This window comes from Roseovarius ramblicola (assembly GCF_042430665.1).
In the GTDB taxonomy this organism is placed as follows: Bacteria; Pseudomonadota; Alphaproteobacteria; order Rhodobacterales; family Rhodobacteraceae; genus Roseovarius; species Roseovarius ramblicola.
Genome location: NZ_JBHMEC010000008.1, coordinates 341,417 through 362,060, shown reverse-complemented (window position 1 = coordinate 362,060; position 20,644 = coordinate 341,417). Strand labels below are relative to the sequence as shown.

Annotated in this window: 20 protein-coding genes; 14 read left to right on the top strand and 6 right to left on the bottom strand. The window is 66.4% G+C overall.

Annotation, left to right across the window (positions count from 1 at the left end):
• Positions 1–6 precede the first annotated feature (6 nt).
• From ACFFU4_RS05270 to ACFFU4_RS05235, 8 genes are all read left to right on the top strand, one after another.
• Positions 7–1,026: a C4-dicarboxylate TRAP transporter substrate-binding protein gene (locus ACFFU4_RS05270; protein ID WP_377067769.1), complete on the top strand. Its 1,020-nt coding sequence runs from the start codon at positions 7–9 to the stop codon at positions 1,024–1,026.
• Between the two features lie 73 nt (positions 1,027–1,099).
• Positions 1,100–1,732: a TRAP transporter small permease subunit gene (locus ACFFU4_RS05265; protein WP_377067767.1), complete on the top strand. Its 633-nt coding sequence runs from the start codon at positions 1,100–1,102 to the stop codon at positions 1,730–1,732.
• Positions 1,733–1,744: 12 nt separating this feature from the next.
• On the top strand, positions 1,745–3,145 hold the full coding sequence (locus tag ACFFU4_RS05260) for a TRAP transporter large permease (RefSeq protein WP_377067765.1): 1,401 nt from the start codon (positions 1,745–1,747) through the stop codon (positions 3,143–3,145).
• 87 nt (positions 3,146–3,232) lie between these two features.
• Positions 3,233–4,075 carry a flagellar motor protein MotB gene (locus ACFFU4_RS05255; RefSeq protein WP_377067763.1) on the top strand — a complete coding sequence of 281 codons (843 nt, stop codon included), beginning with the start codon at positions 3,233–3,235 and terminating at the stop codon, positions 4,073–4,075.
• Positions 4,076–4,167: 92 nt separating this feature from the next.
• Positions 4,168–5,469, top strand: coding sequence for a flagellar hook protein FlgE (locus ACFFU4_RS05250; RefSeq protein WP_377067761.1), 1,302 nt, complete (start codon positions 4,168–4,170; stop codon positions 5,467–5,469).
• Positions 5,470–5,499: 30 nt separating this feature from the next.
• Positions 5,500–6,921: a flagellar hook-associated protein FlgK gene (gene flgK / locus ACFFU4_RS05245; RefSeq protein WP_377067759.1), complete on the top strand. Its 1,422-nt coding sequence runs from the start codon at positions 5,500–5,502 to the stop codon at positions 6,919–6,921.
• 1 nt (position 6,922) lies between these two features.
• Positions 6,923–7,933 (top strand): flagellin, encoded by a 1,011-nt coding sequence (locus ACFFU4_RS05240; protein WP_377067757.1) that lies wholly within the window; start codon positions 6,923–6,925, stop codon positions 7,931–7,933.
• Positions 7,930–9,045: a flagellar basal body P-ring protein FlgI gene (locus ACFFU4_RS05235; RefSeq protein WP_377067755.1), complete on the top strand. Its 1,116-nt coding sequence runs from the start codon at positions 7,930–7,932 to the stop codon at positions 9,043–9,045. The genes ACFFU4_RS05240 and ACFFU4_RS05235 overlap by 4 nt, the downstream gene beginning before the upstream one ends.
• Positions 9,046–9,129: 84 nt before the next feature.
• On the opposite strand, the gene pncB is transcribed toward ACFFU4_RS05235, so the two are convergent.
• Complete coding sequence (pncB, locus tag ACFFU4_RS05230; protein WP_377067753.1) at positions 9,130–10,422, bottom strand: nicotinate phosphoribosyltransferase; 1,293 nt, start codon at positions 10,420–10,422, stop codon at positions 9,130–9,132.
• 36 nt (positions 10,423–10,458) lie between these two features.
• The gene (locus tag ACFFU4_RS05225) at positions 10,459–11,349 is read right to left on the bottom strand and encodes a LysR family transcriptional regulator (protein ID WP_377067751.1); all 891 of its coding nucleotides are present in this window, start codon (positions 11,347–11,349) and stop codon (positions 10,459–10,461) included.
• Between the two features lie 98 nt (positions 11,350–11,447).
• Here ACFFU4_RS05225 and cuyA point away from each other — a divergent pair, with 98 nt between their 5' ends.
• From cuyA to ACFFU4_RS05210, 3 genes are all read left to right on the top strand, one after another.
• Positions 11,448–12,464 carry a D-cysteate sulfo-lyase gene (gene cuyA, locus ACFFU4_RS05220; RefSeq protein ID WP_377067749.1) on the top strand — a complete coding sequence of 339 codons (1,017 nt, stop codon included), beginning with the start codon at positions 11,448–11,450 and terminating at the stop codon, positions 12,462–12,464.
• A gap of 110 nt (positions 12,465–12,574) precedes the next feature.
• Positions 12,575–14,974: a phenylalanine--tRNA ligase subunit beta gene (pheT, locus tag ACFFU4_RS05215; protein WP_377067747.1), complete on the top strand. Its 2,400-nt coding sequence runs from the start codon at positions 12,575–12,577 to the stop codon at positions 14,972–14,974.
• 14 nt (positions 14,975–14,988) lie between these two features.
• Complete coding sequence (locus ACFFU4_RS05210; protein WP_377067745.1) at positions 14,989–15,435, top strand: YtoQ family protein; 447 nt, start codon at positions 14,989–14,991, stop codon at positions 15,433–15,435.
• Here ACFFU4_RS05210 and ACFFU4_RS05205 read toward each other — a convergent pair.
• A complete protein-coding gene (locus ACFFU4_RS05205; RefSeq protein WP_377067744.1) occupies positions 15,432–15,845 on the bottom strand; it encodes a universal stress protein in 414 nt (137 codons plus the stop codon). The genes ACFFU4_RS05210 and ACFFU4_RS05205 overlap by 4 nt on opposite strands.
• A 156-nt stretch (positions 15,846–16,001) precedes the next feature.
• Here ACFFU4_RS05205 and ACFFU4_RS05200 point away from each other — a divergent pair, with 156 nt between their 5' ends.
• Positions 16,002–17,225, top strand: coding sequence for an MFS transporter (locus ACFFU4_RS05200; RefSeq protein ID WP_377067742.1), 1,224 nt, complete (start codon positions 16,002–16,004; stop codon positions 17,223–17,225).
• Here ACFFU4_RS05200 and ACFFU4_RS05195 read toward each other — a convergent pair.
• Genes ACFFU4_RS05195 through ACFFU4_RS05185 form a run of 3 tightly spaced genes read right to left on the bottom strand, consistent with a single transcriptional unit; the run spans position 17,208 to position 19,497 of the window.
• The gene (locus ACFFU4_RS05195; RefSeq protein WP_377067740.1) at positions 17,208–17,804 is read right to left on the bottom strand and encodes a Smr/MutS family protein; all 597 of its coding nucleotides are present in this window, start codon (positions 17,802–17,804) and stop codon (positions 17,208–17,210) included. The genes ACFFU4_RS05200 and ACFFU4_RS05195 overlap by 18 nt on opposite strands.
• Positions 17,801–18,841, bottom strand: coding sequence for a murein transglycosylase A (gene mltA / locus ACFFU4_RS05190; RefSeq protein WP_377067738.1), 1,041 nt, complete (start codon positions 18,839–18,841; stop codon positions 17,801–17,803). The genes ACFFU4_RS05195 and mltA overlap by 4 nt, the downstream gene beginning before the upstream one ends.
• The gene (locus ACFFU4_RS05185; protein ID WP_377067736.1) at positions 18,838–19,497 is read right to left on the bottom strand and encodes a Tim44/TimA family putative adaptor protein; all 660 of its coding nucleotides are present in this window, start codon (positions 19,495–19,497) and stop codon (positions 18,838–18,840) included. Before ACFFU4_RS05185 ends, mltA begins: the two co-directional genes overlap by 4 nt.
• Positions 19,498–19,605: 108 nt before the next feature.
• On the opposite strand from ACFFU4_RS05185, the gene ACFFU4_RS05180 reads away from it, so the two are divergent.
• Positions 19,606–20,067 (top strand): FxsA family protein, encoded by a 462-nt coding sequence (locus ACFFU4_RS05180; protein ID WP_377067734.1) that lies wholly within the window; start codon positions 19,606–19,608, stop codon positions 20,065–20,067.
• A 57-nt stretch (positions 20,068–20,124) separates the two neighbouring features.
• Positions 20,125–20,634 (top strand): protein-export chaperone SecB, encoded by a 510-nt coding sequence (secB, locus tag ACFFU4_RS05175; RefSeq protein WP_377067732.1) that lies wholly within the window; start codon positions 20,125–20,127, stop codon positions 20,632–20,634.
• The last annotated feature ends 10 nt before the right edge of the window (positions 20,635–20,644 follow it).

Below are 20,644 nucleotides of genomic sequence, written 5' to 3'. Positions count from 1 at the left end.
GAAACCATGCAGAAATATCTCAGCTATACCGCCGTGGCCGCGATCAGCCTGGCCTTTGCCGGTGAAGCGATGGCAACCGAGTGGAACGTCTCGCTCTGGGGCAAGCGCCGGGCCTTTACCGAGCATGTCGAGAAGCTGGCCGAGCTTGTGAGCGAGAAGACCAACGGCGATTTCACCCTGAACATCAGCTATGGCGGCCTCAGCAACAACCGCGAGAACCTGGACGGGATTTCCATCGGGGCCTTCGAGATGGCGCAGTTCTGCGCCGGCTATCACCGCGACAAGAACCCCTCGATCACCGTGCTGGAGCTTCCGTTCCTGGGCGTCGAGACGCTGGAGCAGGAGCGCAAGCTGTCGATGGCGCTCTACGATCACCCGGCGGTCGAGGCGGATCTGGCGCGCTGGAACGCGACGCTGCTGATGCCCTCGCCGATGCCGCAATACAACCTCGTGGGCATGGGCGACGCGCCCCGCAGCCTGGACGATTTCGAGGGGCTGAGCGTGCGCGCCACCGGCGGGATCGGCGCCGCGATGGAGGCCGTGGGCGCGGTGCCCACCTCGATGACCGCAACCGAGGTGCGGCAGGCGATGGACAGCGGCGTGGTCAAGGCCGTGGCCTTTGCGCCGCATGCGCACATGGCCTTCGGCACCATCGAGAACGGCGACTGGTGGACGGCGAACCTCAACCCCGGCACGGTGAATTGCCCGGTGGTGGCGAATACCGATGCGCTCGAAGGGCTGTCTGACGCGCATCGCGAGGCGCTGTTGGGCTCGATCGAGGAGGCGCTCGACCACTATGTCGACAACTACACGAACAACACGATGGAAGCCTGGGGCCCGGCGCTCGAAGAGCGCGGCATCGAGGTGATCAGTTTCGATGACGAGTCGCTGCAGAAGTTCGAGGAGGCCGTGGCCGGTCCCGCCGCCGCGGCCTGGATCGAGGACATGGGCAATCGCAACCTGCCCGCGCAGGAGCTCTATGACTTTGCCACCGGCAAGCTCGCCGAGTTGAAGGGCGACTCCTGACGGGGTCTCTCCGGCCCGCCGCGCAACAAACGTGGCGGGCCGGTTCATTCACGCATAGCCGGGGAGACGAGCGATGGCGGGAGCGGCCACTGTCCTGTCGGACAACAGCACGCTGAGCAGGCTTGATCGCGGCCTGTACCGGATCGAGCGGCAGCTTGCGCTGTTGAGCGGCATCGCGGTGTTCTCGCTCATGGTGCTGGCGGTTTTTTCCGTGGGCGGGCGCAATTTCTTCAATCAGCCGCTGCCCGGCTATGTCGACTGGATCGAGCAGATCATGCCGCTCATCGCCTTTATGGGCGTGGCCTATACGCAGCGCGACGGTGGTCATATCCGCATGGATATTTTCGTCGGGATGTTCAGCGGCCGCGCGCTCTGGCTGATCGAATTGATCACGACGCTGGCGGTTCTGGTGCTGATGCTGCTGCTGGTCTGGGGCAGTTGGGCGCATTTCGAGCGCAGCTTCGACTGGAACGCGCCGCTCTGGAGCCGTGACAGCACCATCGACATCGCCCTGCCGATCTGGCCTGCCAAGATCCTCGCACCGATTGCCTTTGGCGTGCTGTCGCTGCGGCTGATGTTGCAGGTCTGGGGGTATGGGCGCGCGCTGATCACCGGGGCCGAGCACCCGGTCGCCGTGCCGCTGATCGAGGATGCGGCGATGCAGGCCGCGCGCGAGGCCGCGCATGTCAGCGGCCGCCATGAATAGGGAACCCCGCTGATGGAGCCGATTGACATCGGGCTTGTCGTAACCGGCGTGATGCTGGTCGTCGTCGTCCTCGGGATGCGGGTGGCCTTTGCCGCGGCACTCGCCGGGGTGATCGGGCTGATCTGGATCTTCTGGTCCAAGAAGGGCTATGCCGGCGACGAATTCTTCTGGGCGTTGACCGTGGCGGTCAAGACCGCCGGACAGGTGCCGCATTCCAAGGTCAGTTCGCAGGCGCTGAGCCTCATCCCGACCTTTATCCTGATCGGCTATCTGGCCTATTACGCGGGGCTGACCAAGGCGCTGTTCGAGGCGGCGAAACGCTGGATCGCGTGGGTGCCGGGGGGCCTTGCGGTGTCGACCGTGTTCGCCACGGCAGGGTTTGCCGCCGTGTCCGGTGCGAGCGTGGCGACGGCGGCGGTGTTTGCGCGCATCGCCATCCCCGAGATGCTCAAGATCGGCTATGACAAGCGCTTTGCGGCGGGTGTGGTCGCGGCGGGCGGCACATTGGCGAGCCTCATCCCGCCCTCCGCATTGCTGGTGATCTACGCGATCATCGTGGAGCAGGACGTGGGCAGGCTGTTGCTCGCGGGGTTCATTCCCGGCGTGTTCTCGGCCTTTGTCTACGGCGCGCTGATCATCGGTCTGGCGCTGACGATCAAGGGATTCGGCCCGCCGGTGGGCGGCTTTACCTGGCGCGAGCGGTTCGTCTCGCTGCCCCCCGCCCTGCCTATCGTCTTCGTCGTCGTGACGATCATTTTCTTCGTCTACAACCCGTTCGGCGGCGATGCCTGGGGCACGCCGACCGAGGGCGGGGCGATCGGGGCGTTCGTGGTGTTCCTCATGGCGGTCTGGCGCGGCATGCGGTGGCCCGAGTTGAAGGACGCGCTGCTGGAGACGGCCAAGCTCAGCGTGATGATCTTCACCATCATCTGGGGGGTTCTGATCTATGTGCGCTTCCTCGGCTTCGCCGACCTGCCTTCGGCCTTTGCCGACTGGATCACCTCGCTGACGCTGTCGCCAATGCTGATCCTGATCTGCATCCTGCTGGCCTATGCGGTGCTGGGCATGTTCATGGATGCGATCGGGATGCTGCTGCTGACGCTGCCGGTGGTCTATCCGGCGGTGATGGCGCTCAATGGCGGGGCGATGGTGTCGGCCGCCGACAGCACCTTTGGGATGTCGGGGCCGATGTGTGCGGTCTGGTTCGGCATTCTCGTGGTCAAGATGGCCGAGTTCTGCCTCATCACGCCGCCCATCGGTCTCAACTGTTTCGTGGTGGCCGGCGTGCGGCCCGACCTCAGCGTGCAGGACGTGTTTCGCGGCGTGATGCCCTTCTTCGTCGCCGATGCGGTCACCATCGCGCTGCTGGTGACGTTCCCGATGATCGTGCTGTGGCTGCCGGGGCTGGCCTGAGACGAACACCTAAAAATTGACGCATTAACAGACCGTTAAACGCTGACATGTTATGCCTTGTGTCGGGTGTGAGACAGGTGGTGAGCTATGGATGCGCGCAGCAATGCGGCGCCGGTCATCATCAAACGGAAGACGGTCGTGAACGGCGGCGGGCATCATGGCGGTGCCTGGAAGGTGGCATATGCCGACTTTGTAACCGCGATGATGGCGTTCTTCCTGCTGATGTGGCTTCTGGGCGCGACAACAGAGAAACAACGCAAGAGTATTGCGGATTACTTCAGTCCGACGGTCCCGATCAACCGGGTCTCGGGCGGAGGAAGCGGCGCGTTCGGGGGCGATTCCGCCTTTTCCGAGGAGAGCCTGTCCCAAATGGGCACCGGCGCGTCCGATCGACACATCAATGCAAGCCATCAGGCGCGCGGCGACCTCGGCGTGACCCGCGAGGACACGAGCAACGGCGAGGACAGCGCGGCGTTCTCCGAAATCGACGCACGGCTCCGCGGGCGCAACGGCGAGAGCCTCGCCTCCGACGACGTACTGCGCCACATCGTGACACGGGTCACCGACGAAGGGCTCATCATCGAGCTGTTCGATGTCGGCGGCGCGGCGCTCTTCGCGCCCGATCAAAGCGAACCGACAGAGACCCTGCGCGCGATCGCGCGGCTCATCGCGACGGTCACCGCCCCGATCGTCAACGACATCGCCATCGCCGGACATACCCGCGCGCGCCCGGTGACCCTTGCCGAGAATCCGGTCTGGGACCTTTCGGCGGCGCGTGCCAACCGGATGCGCATCCTGCTGGAGGAGGCGGGCATCGCCCGCACGCGCATGCGCCGCATCACCGGCCACGCCGACCGCTCCGCGGCAAGCAAAGACCCGATGTCGTCCCGCAACAACCGATTGGAAGTGACATTCCTGAGGTCGCACTGAAACGCGCCGGTTTTCGGCGGTTAGCGCCCTGTTAAGGCAATGCGCCTATGACTGTGTCGAGACGATACTCGATCCAGTTGAAAGGCGTGACCATGACGATTTCCTCTTCCCTCAATGCCAGCGTCGCCGGGCTCAACGCCAACGCGTCGCGCCTTGCGGCGATCTCCGACAATATCGCCAATGCCTCGACCTTCGGCTATCGCCGGGTCGAAACGAGCTTTGAGTCGCTGGTCATAGAGGACCGGAGCGGCAACTACGCCGCCGGCGGCGTGCGCGCGACGACCCAGCGACTCGTCGATCAGGGTGGTTCACTCGTCACCACCGGGAATGCGACGGATCTCGCGGTGCGGGGGCGCGGCTTCATCCCGGTCGCCGCGAGCAGCGAGGTTGCAGCCGCAGACGGCAATCCGCAGATGCTCCTGACCGCGACCGGCTCGTTTCGCAGCGATGCGGACGGTCGGCTCGTCACCGCGTCGGGCCTGACACTGCTTGGATGGCCCGCCGGCCCGGACGGGTCGATCCCCGCCTTCCCGCGCGATACCGGCGACGGGCTCGAACCGGTGCAGATCAGCGTCAACCAGCTCATCGGCGAACCGACCACGGCGATCACACTCGGCGCGAACCTCCCCGCGACCGAGACCGGGGCTGACGCCAGCGGCGCGCCAAGAAACCTGTCCATCGAATATTTCGACAACCTCGGTCGGTCCGAAACCATCGAGGCGTCGTTCGCGCCCCGGGTCCCGGCGAACGGGTCGTCCAACATCTGGACCATGACGCTGCGCGATTCGGCGACAGGAAACGCCGTGATCGGCGAGTATGAGCTCGAATTCGACGATTCGCGCACGGCGGGCGGAACCCTTCTCAATGTCACCACCATCAGTGGCGGGGCATACGACCCGGCCACCGGGCGCCTGATCGCCCCTGTCAACGGCGGCCCGGTCGAGGTCAATATCGGACGGCCCGGCACCGCCGAGGGGCTGACACAACTGTCCGACACATTCGCACCGCTCAATATCTCCAAGGACGGCGCGCCGGTCGGCAACATGGTGTCCGTCGATGTCGACGCCAACGGCTTCGTTCACGCCACCTTCGACACCGGCGTGACCCGGACAATCTTTCAGGTGCCGCTCGTGGACCTGCCCAACCTCAACGGCATGATCGCCCTCGACGGGCAGACCTATCGCCCCTCGATCAACAGCGGGAGTGTCTTCCTGTGGGATGCCGGAGACGGTCCGACGGGCGATCTCGTCCCCTTCGCCCGACAGGAATCGGCCACCGATGTCGCCCGCGAACTGACCGACATGATACAGACGCAGCGCGCTTATTCCTCCAACGCGCGGGTGGTGCAGACGGTCGATGAAATGCTTCAGGAAACGACCAACATCATCCGCTGAGCCCCGCCTCTCCGGTAAAGGTCAAGACCCATGTCTATATCCGCCGCCTTCAACAGCGCCCTCAGCGGGCTGACCGCGAATTCGCGACTGACCGAGGTGATCTCGGGCAATCTGGCGAACGCGCTCACGCCCGGGCACGCCCCGCGTACACTGGAGCTGGAGGCGCGCGGCACGGGCGGCGGGGTGGCGGTGACGGGGGTGACGCGCCATGTCGATCCCGTAGTGCTCGCCGATCGCCGACTCGCCGATAGCGCGCTGGCCGATGCACAGACGCGCGCAGGCTTTGCCGCCTCACTCGAACGCGCGCTCGGCCTGCCGGGCGATGGCGGTGGTCTCGCCGACCGGCTCGCCGCCTTCGAGGCGGCGGTCGCCACGGCCTCGTCGCGACCCGAGGACGACGCGAGGCTGAACGCGGTGCTGCGCGAGGCGACCACCTTCGCCACGGCACTGAACGATGCGGCAGAGCAGATCGAAACGCTGCGCAGCCGCGCCGATACCGACATCGCCGGGGCCGTCGAGCGGCTCAATACCAGCCTCGCACAGGTGGCGGAGATCAATACGCGCATCGTGTCCGCACGCGCGGCGGGCCACGAGACCGCCGCGCTCGAGGACCGGCGGCAACAGGCGATCGACGGCATCGCGGAGCTTGTCCCCGTGCGGCAACTGGAGCGCGGCCGCGGCGCGGTGGCGCTGGTCTCCACCGGCGGTGCGCTGCTGCTCGACGGGCGCCCGGCGCAGATCGGTTTTGAGGCCACACCGCTGGTCGCGGCGAACATGACCGTAGAAAACGGTCTTGTTTCAGGGCTCGAGATCGGCGGTCGCCCGGCGCCGACCGGTGCGGGCGGCCCGCTCGCGGGCGGGCGGCTCGGGGCACTGTTCGACAATCGCGACGGGATCGGACCCGAGGCGCAACGCGGGCTCGACGCGCTCGCCCGCGACCTGGCAGAGCGGGTGGAGAGCCTGACACCACCGCCATCACCCGGGCTCTTCACCGATGCCGGGGCACGTTTCGCCCCTGCGGACGAGACCGGGCTCGCCGGGCGGCTCGCGGTCAACCCGGCGGTCGATCCGGCACAGGGCGGTACGCTCTTCCGGCTGCGCACGGGGCCGGACGCCGCGGCCCCGGGCCCCCCGGCGGTGGCACCGTATCTCGCGGCCATTGGCAATGCGCTCGCGGCGCGGCAGGCCCCGGAGCCGGGCGCGCCGCAGGGCAATCTCTCCGACCATGTCGCACAGATCTCGAGCCGAATCGCACAGGAGCGGCTGGCGGCAGAGCGCGCGGTGAGCTTTGCGTCAGGACAGGCCGGGGAGTTGCGGGAGCTGGAGCTGCGCGGCGGTGTGGACAGCGATGCCGAGCTGCAACGGCTGCTCGTGGTGGAACAGGCCTTCTCGGCCAATGCGCGCATGATCCGGACGCTCGACGAGATGATGCAAACCCTTCTGAGGATATGACATGGCCCTGCAATCCATCGGTGATCTCGCCCGGAGCTTCGTCTTGCGACAGCAGGGCGCGCATCTGACCCGCGAGACGGACCGGCTGACCCGCGAGGTCTCGACAGGCCGCGCCACGGACACGGCAAGGCACCTGTCCGGCAATCTCCTGCCGCTGGCGGATATCGAGCGCGCGCTGACCCTCGCGGATGCGCACCGGGAGGTGGCGCGCATCGCCGCGGTGGATGCCGGGATCATGCAGACGGCGCTCGGCCGTGTGGAAGAAAGCGGCCGCGCGCTCGCCGTGGCAGCGCTCGCGACCGGGTCGGCCGGTGGCGCGATGCAGCCTGGCGTGATTGCGGAGGCGGCGCGCAACGCCCTGTCGTCGATGATCGGCGCGCTTGGCACCGGGTCGGCGGGCCGCGTCCTGTTCGGCGGCGAGGTGACCGACCGCGCACCGCTCGCCGATGCCGACACCCTCCTGCAGGAGTTGCGCACCGTCCTGACGGCGGCCCCGGATGCCTCGGCCCTGCGCGGCGCGCTCGACAGCTTCTTCGATGCGGCTGACGGCGGCTTTGCCACCGGGATCTACCGCGGCGGGCAGGGGTCGGCGGCGGGCCACGCACTCGGGGCGGGGGAAACCGTCGCCTTGAGCATCCGCGCCGACGACGCCGCGCTGCGCGGCCAGATCAAGCAGGCGGCGATGCTGTCCCTGATCGACGACCCGGCGCTCGCGCTTGACCCGGAGGACCGCGCCGCCCTCGCCCGGGAGCTGGGGACGGGGCTTCTCGCCGGGCAGGACGGGGTGGCGCGGCTGCGCGGGCAGCTCGGCTTCGCCGAAGAACGGATCGCCCAGGCCGTGGCCCGGATCGATGCAGAGACCACCGGCCTGCGCGTTGCGCGCAACGACCTCGTGTCGGTGGATATCTTCGAGAGCGCGGCGGCGCTCGAACAGGTGCAAACACAACTGGAAACGCTTTACACGATCACCGCGCGGACCGCGCGCCTCAACCTCGCGAATTTCCTGTCATGACCGTCCCGCTGCGCCTGATCCCCGCTGTCCTGCTGTTCTGCCTCGCGACAGCCCATGCCGCCATCGCCGGACCGGTGCGCATCAAGGACCTCGTGGAATTCGACGGCGTGCGCGGCAATGACCTGCTGGGCTACGGGCTCGTCGTCGGGCTCGACGGGAGCGGCGACGGCCTGCGCAATTCGCCGTTTACCGAAGAGCTCATGTCCAACATCCTCGAACGGCTCGGGGTCAATGTCACGGGCGAGCAGTTCCGCCCCAAGAACGTCGCCGCCGTGCTCGTCACTGCGGCACTGCCGCCCTTTGCCCGTGCCGGAAGCCAGATTGACGTGACGGTCTCTGCCATCGGAGACGCCAAGAGCCTGCTCGGTGGCACGCTGGTGATGACACCGCTCAATGCCGCGGACGGGCAGATCTACGCTGTGGCGCAGGGCACAATCATCGCCGGTGGTGCCGCCGCCGAGGGCGATTCGGGCGGTGTGGTGCAGGGTGTGCCGACATCGGGAACCATCCCGTCCGGGGCGAGGGTCGAGCGCGAGGTGGATTTCGATTTCGCGGGGCTGGAGAGCCTGCGGCTGGCGCTGCGCGAACCGGATTTCACCACCGCGGCCCGCATCGAGCGCGCGATCAACGGCGCCGTGGGCCGGACCGTCGCACTGATGCTCGATTCGGGCACGGTACGGCTCGATATCGAAGCTATGCGCGCGCGCTCGCCGGCGCATGCCCTCGGACGGGTGGAGAACCTGATGGTCGAGCCGGAGCGCAAGGCGCGGGTCGTGGTGGACCAGCGATCCGGCACCATCGTGATGGGGCAGGATGTGCGCATCTCGCGTGTCGCCGTCTCGCAGGGCAACCTGACCCTGCGCATCGAGGAGAGGCCGCTCGCCGTCCAACCCAATCCGTTCGCGCGGGGCGAGACGGTGGTGGTGCCGCGCACCAAGGCCAGTATCGAGGAAGAGAGTGGGATCGGGCTTGCCGAGGTTCCCGGGGGAACCTCGCTCGCCGAGGTGATCGCCGGGCTCAATGCGCTCGGCGTCGCGCCCCGCGACATGATCGACATCCTCAAGAGCATCAAGGCGGCGGGCGCGTTGCACGCCGAGTTCGTCGTGCGGTGAGCGCGCACAGGGATCGGGTTGCGGTGAGCGCGCACAGGATCGGGTTGCGATGGGCCCACGAAAACCATACAGCGCCGCGCGGTCTCAGACCAAGACGTCGATCTCGGTCTGCTCGCCGACGTCGAAGACCCTTTGATAGCGCGCGATTTCTTCCCGGGGGCCCATCGCCTTGCGCGGGTTGTCCGACAGCTTCACCGTTGGCTTGCCCTCGGCGGAGACGGCCTTGCACACCAGCGAGAAGGGGGCCAGTGCATCATCGGGGGTGAGCCCGCGGAAATCGTTGGTGAGAAGCGTGCCCCAGCCGAACGAGGTGCGCACCCGGCCCGCAAATCGCCGGTGCAGCTCTGAAATGCGCGCCACGTCCAACCCGTCGGAAAAGATGATCATCTTGTCACGGGGGTCTTCGCCATGCGCTTTCCACCACTCGATCGCGGCCTCTGCCGCCGCTTCGGGCTGGCCGGAATCGACGCGGATACCCGTCCAGCCTGCCAGCCACTCGGGCGCGTGCCGCAGGAACCCCTCGGTGCCGAAGGTGTCGGGCAGGATGATGCGCAGGTTGCCGTCATGCTCCTCGTGCCAGTCGGCGAGCACCTTGTAGGGCGCGCGGGCAAGCTCCTCGTCGGTCTCGGCCAGCGCGGCATAGACCATCGGCAATTCATGCGCGTTGGTGCCGATCGCCTCGAGATCGCGGTTCTTGGCGATAAGGCAGTTCGACGTGCCGACGAAGCGATCGCCCAGACCCTCGCGCATGGCCTGCACGCACCAGTCCTGCCACAGGAACGAATGCCGCCGCCGCGTGCCGAAATCCGCGATGCGCAGACCGTCGAGCGGGCGCAGGAACTCGACCTTTTCCCACAGCTTGGTCATGGCGCGGGCGTAGAGCACCTGAAGCTCGAATTTCTTCATCTTGCCCAGCACGGCGCGCGCCCGAAGCTCCATCAACACCGCGAGCGCCGGGATTTCCCACAGCATCACCTCGGGCCACTTGCCTTCAAAGGTGAGCTCGTATTGCCCTTCGCGCCGCTCAAGATGATAGGGTGGCAGGCGCAGCCCCTCAAACCAGTCCATGAACTCGGGCGTGAACATCTGCCGCTTGCCGTAGAAGGTGTTGCCGCGCATCCAGGTGCTCTCACCGCGGGACAACGACAGGGTTCGGATATGGTCGAGCTGCTCGCGGAGCTCGCCCTCATCCACGAGATCGGCAAGCCGGATCGAGGAGGTGCGGTTGATGAGCGAGAAGGTCACGTTGGTGTCGGGCCGGTTGCGGCGCACCGTCTGGCACATCAGAAGCTTGTAGAAATCGGTGTCGATGAGCGAGCGGACGATCGGGTCCAGCTTCCAGCGGTGGTTGTAGACGCGGGTGGCGATATCGACCATCGAGCGGCCTCCGGACAGGGCAACGCGATGCTTAAATCAAAGCGGCGTCGGGGGCGCAAGGCTGAGCGTGTCTGCCAGCCGCTGCCAGTCCTCGTCGCAGCCGCCACCAACCGCGCGGGGCAGGCGGATCATCCATATCTCCATATCCAGCGCCGGGACGTCGCGGGCGAGGCGGACGAGCCGTCCTGAAGACAGGTCTTCGCGCGCCATCGATTCCGGCAGCCACGCCACTCCGATTCCGCGACGCGCGTATTCGTGCGCGGCCAGTGTGAGCGCCGTCTCGGCACAGCGGCGCAAGCGCCGGTCCGGCCCGATCCGGGGCAGGAGCGCCCGATCCATCACCTGCCCGAGAAAGACATCGCCGGGATACCCGATATAGGGCAATTCGCCCCCGGTCGGCAGGCCGGGCGCGGCCACGGGGATCAGGCGCTCGGAGCCAAGCGACAGGCGCTCGAAGGCACCACCCGGCGCGAGCGGCGCGATATGTGGCACGTCGTAGACCACGGCGAGATCAGCCTCGGCGGCAAGGAGCCGCAGCAGGCAATCCTCGCGGTTCTCTGAGCGCACGCGCACGGGACGCGCCTGTCCCCGGGTCAGGGCGGCGACGATGGCGGGTGAATGGGTGGTTGTGATCGCGTGCTGGCAGGCGAGCGTCAGGCCGCGTGCGCCACCGCTCTGCGCCAGCCCGTCGCGCAACTGCCGCAACTGCGCGGCGAGGCTGCGCATGGCGGGCAAGTGTGGCGCGATCTCGGGCAGGAGCGTCAGCGGCTTGTGGCGACGCTCGAAGAGCGGCACGCCCAAGGCCGCCTCGATCGCACGCAGTCGCCGGGTGAGCGCCGGCTGGCTGACATGGCGCAACTCGGCAGCGCGCGCCAGCGATCCAGCGTCGGCCACGGCCAGGATATCGTCAAGCCATTCGAGGCGCATATTGCATATTCTGCATGATCTTTGGCAGGATTGGCATTGGACAGCGTTTTTGTCACGCCATAATATCCGATAAACGCATATTAACCGGAGGCCGTCTCATGCATCTCGCCCGCTTTCCCCGCCATTTCCTCGCGCACCTGCCCACCCCGCTCGAACGACTCGACCGGCTGAGCGCCGAGTTGGGTGGCCCGGAAATCTGGATCAAGCGGGACGATTGCACCGGCCTCAGCACCGGCGGCAACAAGACCCGCAAGCTCGAATTCCTGATGGCCGAGGCCGAGGCGCAGGGTACCGACATGGTGATGACGCAAGGCGCCACGCAGTCGAACCACGCCCGCCAGACCGCCGCCTTCGCCGCCAAGATGGGGATGGCGTGCCATATCCTGCTGGAGGACCGGACCGGCTCGAACAATGCCAACTACAACAACAACGGCAACGTGCTGCTTGATCACCTGCACGGGGCGACGACCGAGAAGCGCCCCGGCGGCGGCGACATGAACGCCGAAATGGAACAGGTCGCCGAGCGGTTTCGCGCCGAGGGTCGCCGCGTCTACACGATCCCCGGCGGAGGCTCGAACCCCACAGGTGCGCTTGGCTATGTCAATTGTGCCTTCGAGATGCTGGCGCAGTTCAACGACCGCGCGCTCAAGGTGGACCATATCGTGCATGCCACCGGCAGCGCGGGCACGCAGGCGGGGCTGATTACCGGGCTCAAGGCGATGAACGCGCAAATCCCGCTGTTGGGGATCGGGGTGCGCGCGCCGAAGCCCAAGCAGGAGGAGAACGTCTACAACCTCGCCTGTGCGACGGCGGACAAGCTGGGCTGTGCGGGCGTGGTGGCGCGTGAGGACGTGGTTGCCAACACCGATTACGTGGGCGAGGGCTATGGCATCCCGACGGAGAGCGGCATCGAGGCAATCCGTATGTTCGCGGAACTGGAGGCGATCCTGCTCGATCCGGTCTATTCGGCCAAGGGCGCGGCGGGCTTTATCGACCTCATTCGCAAGGGTCATTTCAAGAAGGGCGAGCGGGTCGTGTTCCTCCATACCGGCGGGGCGGTCGCGCTCTTTGGCTATGACAACGCCTTCGACTTTTCGGGGCGCTGGACAGGCTGACCCCGCCCACCACCGCCAAACGCGGAAAGCCCCGCCGCGAAGCGGGGTTTTCCATGCCCGCCATATCCGCTAAAGCGCGGAGTGACCCGGCACTGCAGGCGGAAAGACCCATGAAATTCACACTGTCCTGGCTCAAGGATCACCTCGACACCTCGGCCAACGTGGACGAGATCACAGAGACGTTGACCGATCTCGGCCTCGAGGTGGAGAGCGTGAGCGACCCGGCGGCGCGGCTGCGCGATTTCACCATCGGCAAGGTGATCAGCGCCGAGAAGCATCCCGATGCCGACAAGCTGCGGGTCTGCCGGGTGGCGACCGATGCGGGCGAGACGCAGATCATCTGCGGGGCTCCCAACGCGCGCGAAGGGATCACCGTGGTGATCGCCAAGCCGGGTGTCTACGTGCCCGGCATCGACACCACCATCGGGGTGGGCAAGATCCGCGGGATCGAGAGCCACGGCATGATGTGCTCGGAGCGCGAGATGGAGCTGTCGGAGGAGCACGACGGCATTATCGAACTGCCTTCGGGCGAGGTGGGCGAGCGGTTCACCGACTGGCTGGCCGAGAACGACCCGGCCAAGGTGGATCCGGTGATCGAGATCGCAATCACGCCGAACCGGCCCGACGCGCTCGGCGTGCGGGGGATAGCGCGCGATCTGGCGGCTCGCGGGCTCGGTACGCTGAAGCCTGCCGCGACGGCGGATATCGAAGGGCAGTTCACCTGCCCCGTCGGCATCGTCATCGACGAGGATACCGCCGAGGGCGGCTGTCACGTCTTTGCCGGGCGGCTCATCCGCGGGGTGCAGAACCGCCCCTCCCCTGCCTGGCTTCAGGACCGGCTGCGTGCCATCGGGCTGCGGCCCATATCGGCGCTTGTCGATATCACAAATTTCTTCACCTATGACCGCAACCGCCCGCTGCATGTCTTTGACGCGGACAAGGTGGCCGGCGATCTGCGGGTGCATCGCACCAGGGGAGGCGAGACGCTGACCGGCCTCGATGAGAAGGACTACACCTTCGGCCCTGGTCAGGTGGTGATCTCGGACGACACGGGCATCGAGAGCATCGGCGGAATCATGGGCGGGCTGGCGACCGGCTGCACCGAAGAGACGGTCAACGTCTTTCTCGAGGCGGCGGTGTGGGATCACGTCCAGATCGCGACCACGGGCCGTGCACTCAAGATCAATTCCGATGCGCGCTATCGCAACGAGCGCGGCATCGACCCGGCGTTCAATCACGAGGCGCTGGATCTCGCGACACAGATGATCCTCGACCTGTGCGGAGGTGCGCCGTCGAACCGCGTGGTGGCGGGCAAGGTGCCGGACACGGCGCGTGCCTACCGGCTCGATCCTGCGCGGGTGCGCTCGCTCGTCGGCATGGACATCCCCGAGAGTGATCAGCGGCAGACGCTGACGGCGCTCGGCTTCCGGCTCGAGGGCAGCATGGCGCATGTGCCAAGCTGGCGGCCCGACATCATGGGCGAGGCGGACCTCGTCGAGGAGGTGGCGCGGATCGCATCCTTGACCAGGCTCGAGGGCCGCCCGATGGCCCGGGTACAGCCCGGTGTGCCCAAGCCGATCCTCAGCCCGATGCAGAAACGCGCGCAGATCGCGCGGCGCGGTGCGGCGGCGCTCGGCTACAACGAATGCGTCACCTACAGCTTCATCGACCGCGAGGCGGCGGCGCTCTTCGGCGGCGGCGGGGACGCCACAAGGCTCGCCAACCCGATCAGTTCAGAGATGAGCCATCTGCGCCCTGCCCTGCTGCCCGGCCTGTTGCAGGCGGCGGCCCGCAATCAGGCGCGCGGGATCATGGACATCGCGCTCTTTGAGGTGGGCCACGCCTTTCACGGCGGCGAGCCGGAGGAGCAGAGCCTGCTGGTGAGCGGCATCCTCGTGGGTCAGACCAGCCCCAAGGACGTGCATGGCAGCGCGCGCGCCGCCGATCTATACGACGCCAAGGCCGATGCCGAGGCGATCCTGACGGGGATGGGCGCGCCTGCCAAGGTGCAGATCCTGCGTGGCGCGGGCGATTGGTGGCATCCCGGGCGGCACGGTATGATCTGCCTCGGGCCCAGGAAGGTGCTGGGCGTGTTCGGCGAGCTGCACCCACGCGTTCTGCGCGCGCTGGACGTGAAGGGGCCGGTGATGGCCTATACACTTTACCCCGCCGAAATCCCGCTGCCGCGCAGGGCCTCGGCCTCGCGCGGGGCGCTGGGGATCAGCGACCTGCAGGCGGTGGAGCGCGATTTCGCCTTTGTCGTGGATAGCGGGGTCGAGGCGCTGACGCTGGTCAATGCCGCCGCCGGGGCCGACAAGCAGCTCATCGAGGACGTGCGCATCTTTGACGAGTTCATCGGTGGCAATCTGGGCGAGGGCAAGAAATCGCTGGCGATGACCGTGCGCCTGCAGCCCCGCGACAAGACGCTGAAGGAAGCCGATATCGAGGCGGTCAGCGCAAAAATCATCGACAAGGTGCAGAAGGCCACGGGCGGCACGCTGCGCGGATGAAGGAGGATAACGCGATGCTCAAGATATACCTGTCAGGCGAAATCCATACAGATTGGCGCGAGCGGATCATCGCGGGGGCCGATGGTCTCGATATCTCGTTTTCGGCCCCGGTGACGGATCACGCGGCGAGTGACGATTGCGGGGTGGCGATCCTCGGGGACGAGGCGGACAAGTACTGGCACGATCACAAGGGCGCGATGGTCAACGCCATCCGCACGCGCAAGGGGATTGCGGAGGCGGATATCGTGGTCGTCCGCTTTGGCGACAAGTACAAGCAGTGGAACGCCGCCTTCGACGCGGGCTATGCCGCCGCGCTTGGCAAGTCGCTGATCGTGCTGCAACCGGCCGAGCACGACCACGCGCTCAAGGAGGTGAACGCCGCCGCGCTGGCCGTGGCACGGGAGCCGGAGCAGGTGGTCGATATCCTGCGATACGTGCTCGACGGCGCGCTGCCGGGCTAGTTCCGCACCACGTAAACCGAGCATTCGGCATGGGTCACGACGTGACTGGCGGTGGTTCCGAGCAGGTAATCCTGCACCTTCGGGTTGGCCGATTCCATCACGATCAGATCGACATTGCGCTCGTCGGCAAGCTTGACGATCTGGCGGTGCGTGGCCCCCTTACGCACGATCAGTTCCACATCGATCCCGTCGGCGGGATGGGCGGCAACGAATTTCTTGAGCTCCTCACCCCAATAGGCTTCGGAATTGTAGATATTCATGTTGCGCTCGATCTCGGGCGCGACCGTCGCCACGATGAGCCGCGCGCCGCGTCGCCGCGCCATTTCGACTGCCTCGGTATAAGCCGAGTATTCCATTTGCACATGGCGCAGGTTGATGGGGCAAAGGATGAGCCGGGTCTGGCGGGGCATGGGGCCTCCGGAGATTGCAAGGTCGGGGCAAGATAGCAGATTCGCACGTGCACCGCGCCCCCCTTGCGACTGATCACAAGCATGGGCGACGCCGGGACTGCAGCCACGCGGTCAGTTTCCGCTTTTCTTCGCGAAGGTTTCGCGCGACGAAACCACATGTCGATTCTCGCTTTTCTCCGGGACAACGCACCATGGCTCGCGGCGGGGGTGTTGCTCACCTTCCTGTCGAGTTTCGGACAGACCTATTTCATTTCGGTCTTTGCCGGGGAAATCCGCGCCGTTTTCGATCTCAGCCACGGGCAATGGGGCGGTATATACAGCCTCGGCACCACGGCCTCGGCGCTGGTGATGGTCTGGGCAGGGGGGCTGACGGACCTGTTTCGCGTGCGCGTGCTTGCGCCGGTGGTGCTTGTCGCGATGATGCTGGCCTGTCTTTCCATGGCGCTCAACCCGGTGTGGTGGCTGTTGCCGGTGATCGTTTTTGCGCTGCGATTTACCGGGCAGGGGATGATGAGCCATCTCGCAGTGGTGGCGATGGCGCGCTGGTTTGTCGCCAGCCGGGGCAAGGCGCTATCGGTGGCGACGCTGGGCAACGCGCTTGGCGAGGCGATCCTGCCACTGACATTCGCTTCGCTGCTTGTCGCGCATGACTGGCGCAGCCTGTGGCTCGTGGCGTCTGCGATCGCGATCCTCGGCATCCCGTTCCTGCTGCTGCTGCTGCGGCGCGAACGCACACCGCAAAGCTGGGCGCAGACCAGCCAGTCGCTCGGAATGGAGGGGCGGCACTGGACGCGGGGACAGGCGCTGGGGCATTTCCTGTTCTGGTTCATGGTCCCGGCGTTACTCGGGCCGTCGGCCTTCAACACCGCGTTCTTCTTCCAACAGGTCTATATCGCGGAGGTCAAACAGATCGCGCATGTCGAGCTTGTGGCGATGTTCCCGATCTATACCGCCGTCTCCGTCGGGGCGATGGCGCTCTCGGGGCTGGTCCTCGACCGGCTTGGCACGGCGCGGGTGCTGCCGTTCATCCAGATCCCGATGATCGCGGCGTTCCTGCTGTTCTCGGTCGCCGAGGGGCCGCTCTTGCTGCTTGCGGGTTTCGTCATGCTCGGGCTGACCACTGGGGCCAACAGCATCGTTCCCAACGCATTCTGGGCCGAATTCTACGGCAGCGCCAACATGGGCCGGATCAAGGCGATGGCGGCCGCGATCATGGTTTTCGGCACCGCCCTCGGCCCCGGCATCACCGGGCTGGCCATTGATCTCGGCTTCGGGATCGAGGCGCAATTCGTGGTCATCGCGGGCTATTTCGCCTTTACCACCGTCATGATGATGATCGGTGTGGCCCGCGCGCGCCCCGCCCTACCTGCGGCGCCTTAGATAGACGTAATAGGCGCCGCCGCCGCCGTGGCGGATATGGGCCTCGGTCACCTGAAGCACCAGTGGTCCTAGCGGAGGCAGACGCAACCATTGCGGCACGTTGTGGCGCAGCACACCGTGCCGCACCGGAATCGGGCCCCCGTCATCGCGATCCTTGCCCTTGCCGGTGACCACCAGCACAAGCCGCTTGTTCGCGCCGTGCGCGCGCAGGATGAACCCCGTAAGCGCACCATGTGCATCGTCCAGGGTCATGCCGTGCAGATCCAGCCTGGCTTCGGGGGCGAGCTTGCCCCGCTTGAGCCGGTGGAAGGACTTGCGGTCCATTGCAACCGGAGCCGCGGCAATCCGCTCGGCGATGCCCGGCAGCACATCGTGACGCGGGCCATCTCCCCGTGCTGCGTCTCCGAGACGGAAGGCAGGGACGGGGCTGGCCTCTTCGGAAGCGGGGCCGGGCGGCGTCGACGTCTTGTCGGGCATCATCGTCGCCTGCCTGCGCTTCGGGCCGAGCGGCTCCGTGCGGCGCGCGACCTCTTGCCAGAGGGTCATCTCGTCGGGACGCAATTGCCGCTTTCGGGTCATTCGAACGGGTCCGTGAGCATGGCATAGGCGCGCTGAATCGGCATCAGAACCAGCATCCGCCCCCTATCGCGCAGCCGCCCGGCGCGGCGGCCCGCCGCGTCTCCGGCACCAAAGAATATGTCCGCGCGCTGAGGCCCCCTGATGGCCGAGCCGGTGTCCTGCGCCACCATCAGGCGGTGCATCGGGTCGTGGCCCTCCGTCTCGATCCAGACCGGCGCACCGAGCGGCACATGGGCGGGATCGACCGCGACGGTGCGCCCCGGCGTCACCGAACGGTTCATCGCACCCAGCGGGCCGCGCTCGGGCGGCACCTCGTCGATGCGGCGAAAGAACACGTAGGAGGGGTTGTGAAGCAGGAGCTCGCGCCCGGCGACGGGATTGCGCCGCACCCAGTTCTTGATGACCTGCGCCGAAACCTGATGCGCCTTGTAGATGCCGCGCCGCACAAGCTCGACCCCGATGGAGCGGTAGGAATGGCCGTTGGAGCCCGCGTACCCCACGCGGATCACCCGCCCATCGGGCAGCCGGATGCGCCCCGAGCCCTGAATTTGGAGAAAGAACAGTTCCACCGGATCGTCCACCCAGGCGATCTCGAGTCCACGCCCCTGCATGACGTCACCGGTCACAATCTCCCGGCGCGAAAGCCAGACACTCGAATTCCGCGCCTCGGGCGGAAGGCGATAGACCGGGTGCCTATAGCGCGCGTCGGGGCGCAGCGCACCGAACAGCTCGGGCTCGAAGTAACCTGTGAACAGCGCCGGAGTCCCGTCGGTGATGAGGACCGGGCGAAAGAACAACTCGAAGAAGGTGCGTGGCGCGGGATCCGTCTGCGCCAATGCGCAGAGCGACTGCCAATCGGCACCCGCCATATCGGGACATGTCTCGAGAAACACCGACAGCGCAGCAGCGTGGTCGTCATGGGGCCAGCGCGGCAGGTCGGCGAAATCGGCCACCTCGTTACGGATATCCGCGGCGCTGACCGGGGCGACCGGCGACAGCGCCAGCATGAGAAGGATCGCGCGAAGCGCGCCCGTCATTCGCCCGTAGCAACGAGCCGCCAGTTGGGATCGCCCGAGCCCATGATACGCTCGTAGGTCCAGCTATCCTTCTGCCGCTTGCTGCGCCCCGGCTCGCCCTCGACGATTTCGCCGTTGGCGTCGCGCACGACGGTGATGAGCTCGCCGACATAATGCACGTCGATCTCGGCGCGGCGCGCATCGGAATCGAAGCGGGCATCGCCGATCGAGATATGACGCACCCCCACGAATTCAGCCTCGACCGTCAACCCCTGCTGCTGCCGCGCATCCACGACCTCCGCGAAGGCCTCGTAGACATCCGGCGACAGGAACGGAGTAACCTCGTCGAGCGTGCCGCGCTCGAAGGCCATGAGGATCATCTCGTAGGCGCCGCGTGCCCCCTGGATGAAATCGGTCACGCCGAAATCGGGCTCGATGCGCTTCATCTCGGCGAGCGCCGCGGCGGCGTCGGAATCCTCGGGAACATTGTCGATGATGTCGTGATCGGGGCCGCCCTCGATCACCTCGAAGCCGTGTCGCTCGCCCGCCCTCTCGACCGGTTTGGTGCGCGGCTGGCCCTCGAAGCCGTCCCGCGTGCCAAGAACGCTCTTCAGCCGCAAAATGAGAAAAATGGCGATGCCGGCGAGCACCAGCAATTGCAGGATCGGCGAATTCATGAGCACCTCTTGTCGTGCGGGGCATGGCAGGCTGTCTCTTGCATCCCTATGTAGGTGACGTGATGGGCCAAGTCCACCACAAGGGTCCCGAAAGGAAAGGGTTTGCCAATGTGGCTTCTGATCGCCTTTATCGTGGTGCCACTGATCGAGATCGCGCTGTTCATCGAGGTGGGCGGCCTGATCGGGCTGTGGCCGACGCTGGCTGTCGTGGTTCTGACCGCCGTGATCGGCACCACGCTTTTGCGTCGGCAGGGGCTTGCCGAGATGAACCGGCTGCGCGCCGCACTCGACGGGCAGGGCGATCCCTCTGCCCCGCTCGTTCACGGCGCAATGATCCTGTTTGCCGGGGCGCTGCTTTTGACGCCGGGGTTCTTTACCGACACGGTCGGCTTTGCGCTGCTGTTGCCGCCGGTGCGCGAGGTCATCTTTGCCCGGATACGCGAGCGGATCATCGTCCACGGGGCACGCGGCAGAGACGGTGGTGGCCCGGCCCGACCCGACATCATCGAGGGCGATTACGAGACCGTCGACCCGGTCGAGCGCGGGACCTCCGGCTGGACAAGGCATTGAGGCCCGCAGCGCCGCCTGCTAAGCACTGGCGAAGCGTATTTTCACCAGGAGACTCCGATGGCCGATCAGGATAACGGCGCCGCCCCGCAAGCCGATGAAGGCGCGACGTCGCCGCAGATGCGGATGCAAATTCTTACCCAGTTCGTACGCGATCTCTCGTTCGAGAACGTGCTCGCCCAACGGGGCACCGGCGGCGAGGTCCAGCCTGACGTGCAGGTGTCTGTCAGTCTCGACGCCAAGAAGCGGTCCGTGGAGCACCAGTACGAAGTGGCGTGCAAGGTCAACATCACCTCGCAGGACAAGGAAAGCCAGGATGTGCTGTTCCTGATGGAAATGGAGTATGTCGGCGTGTTCCACGTCGAGGGCGTGCCCGACGACCAGTTGCATCCCTACCTGCTGATTGAATGCCCGCGCCAGATATTCCCGTTCATGCGCCGGATCGTCAGCGACGTGACCCGCGATGGCGGCTTCCCGCCGCTCAACCTCGAAAGCATCGATTTCGTGGAGCTCTACCGGCAGGAAGTCAAGCGCAGGCAGGCCGCCCAGCCCCGGACCGCCGACGCCTGAGGCACCCGCC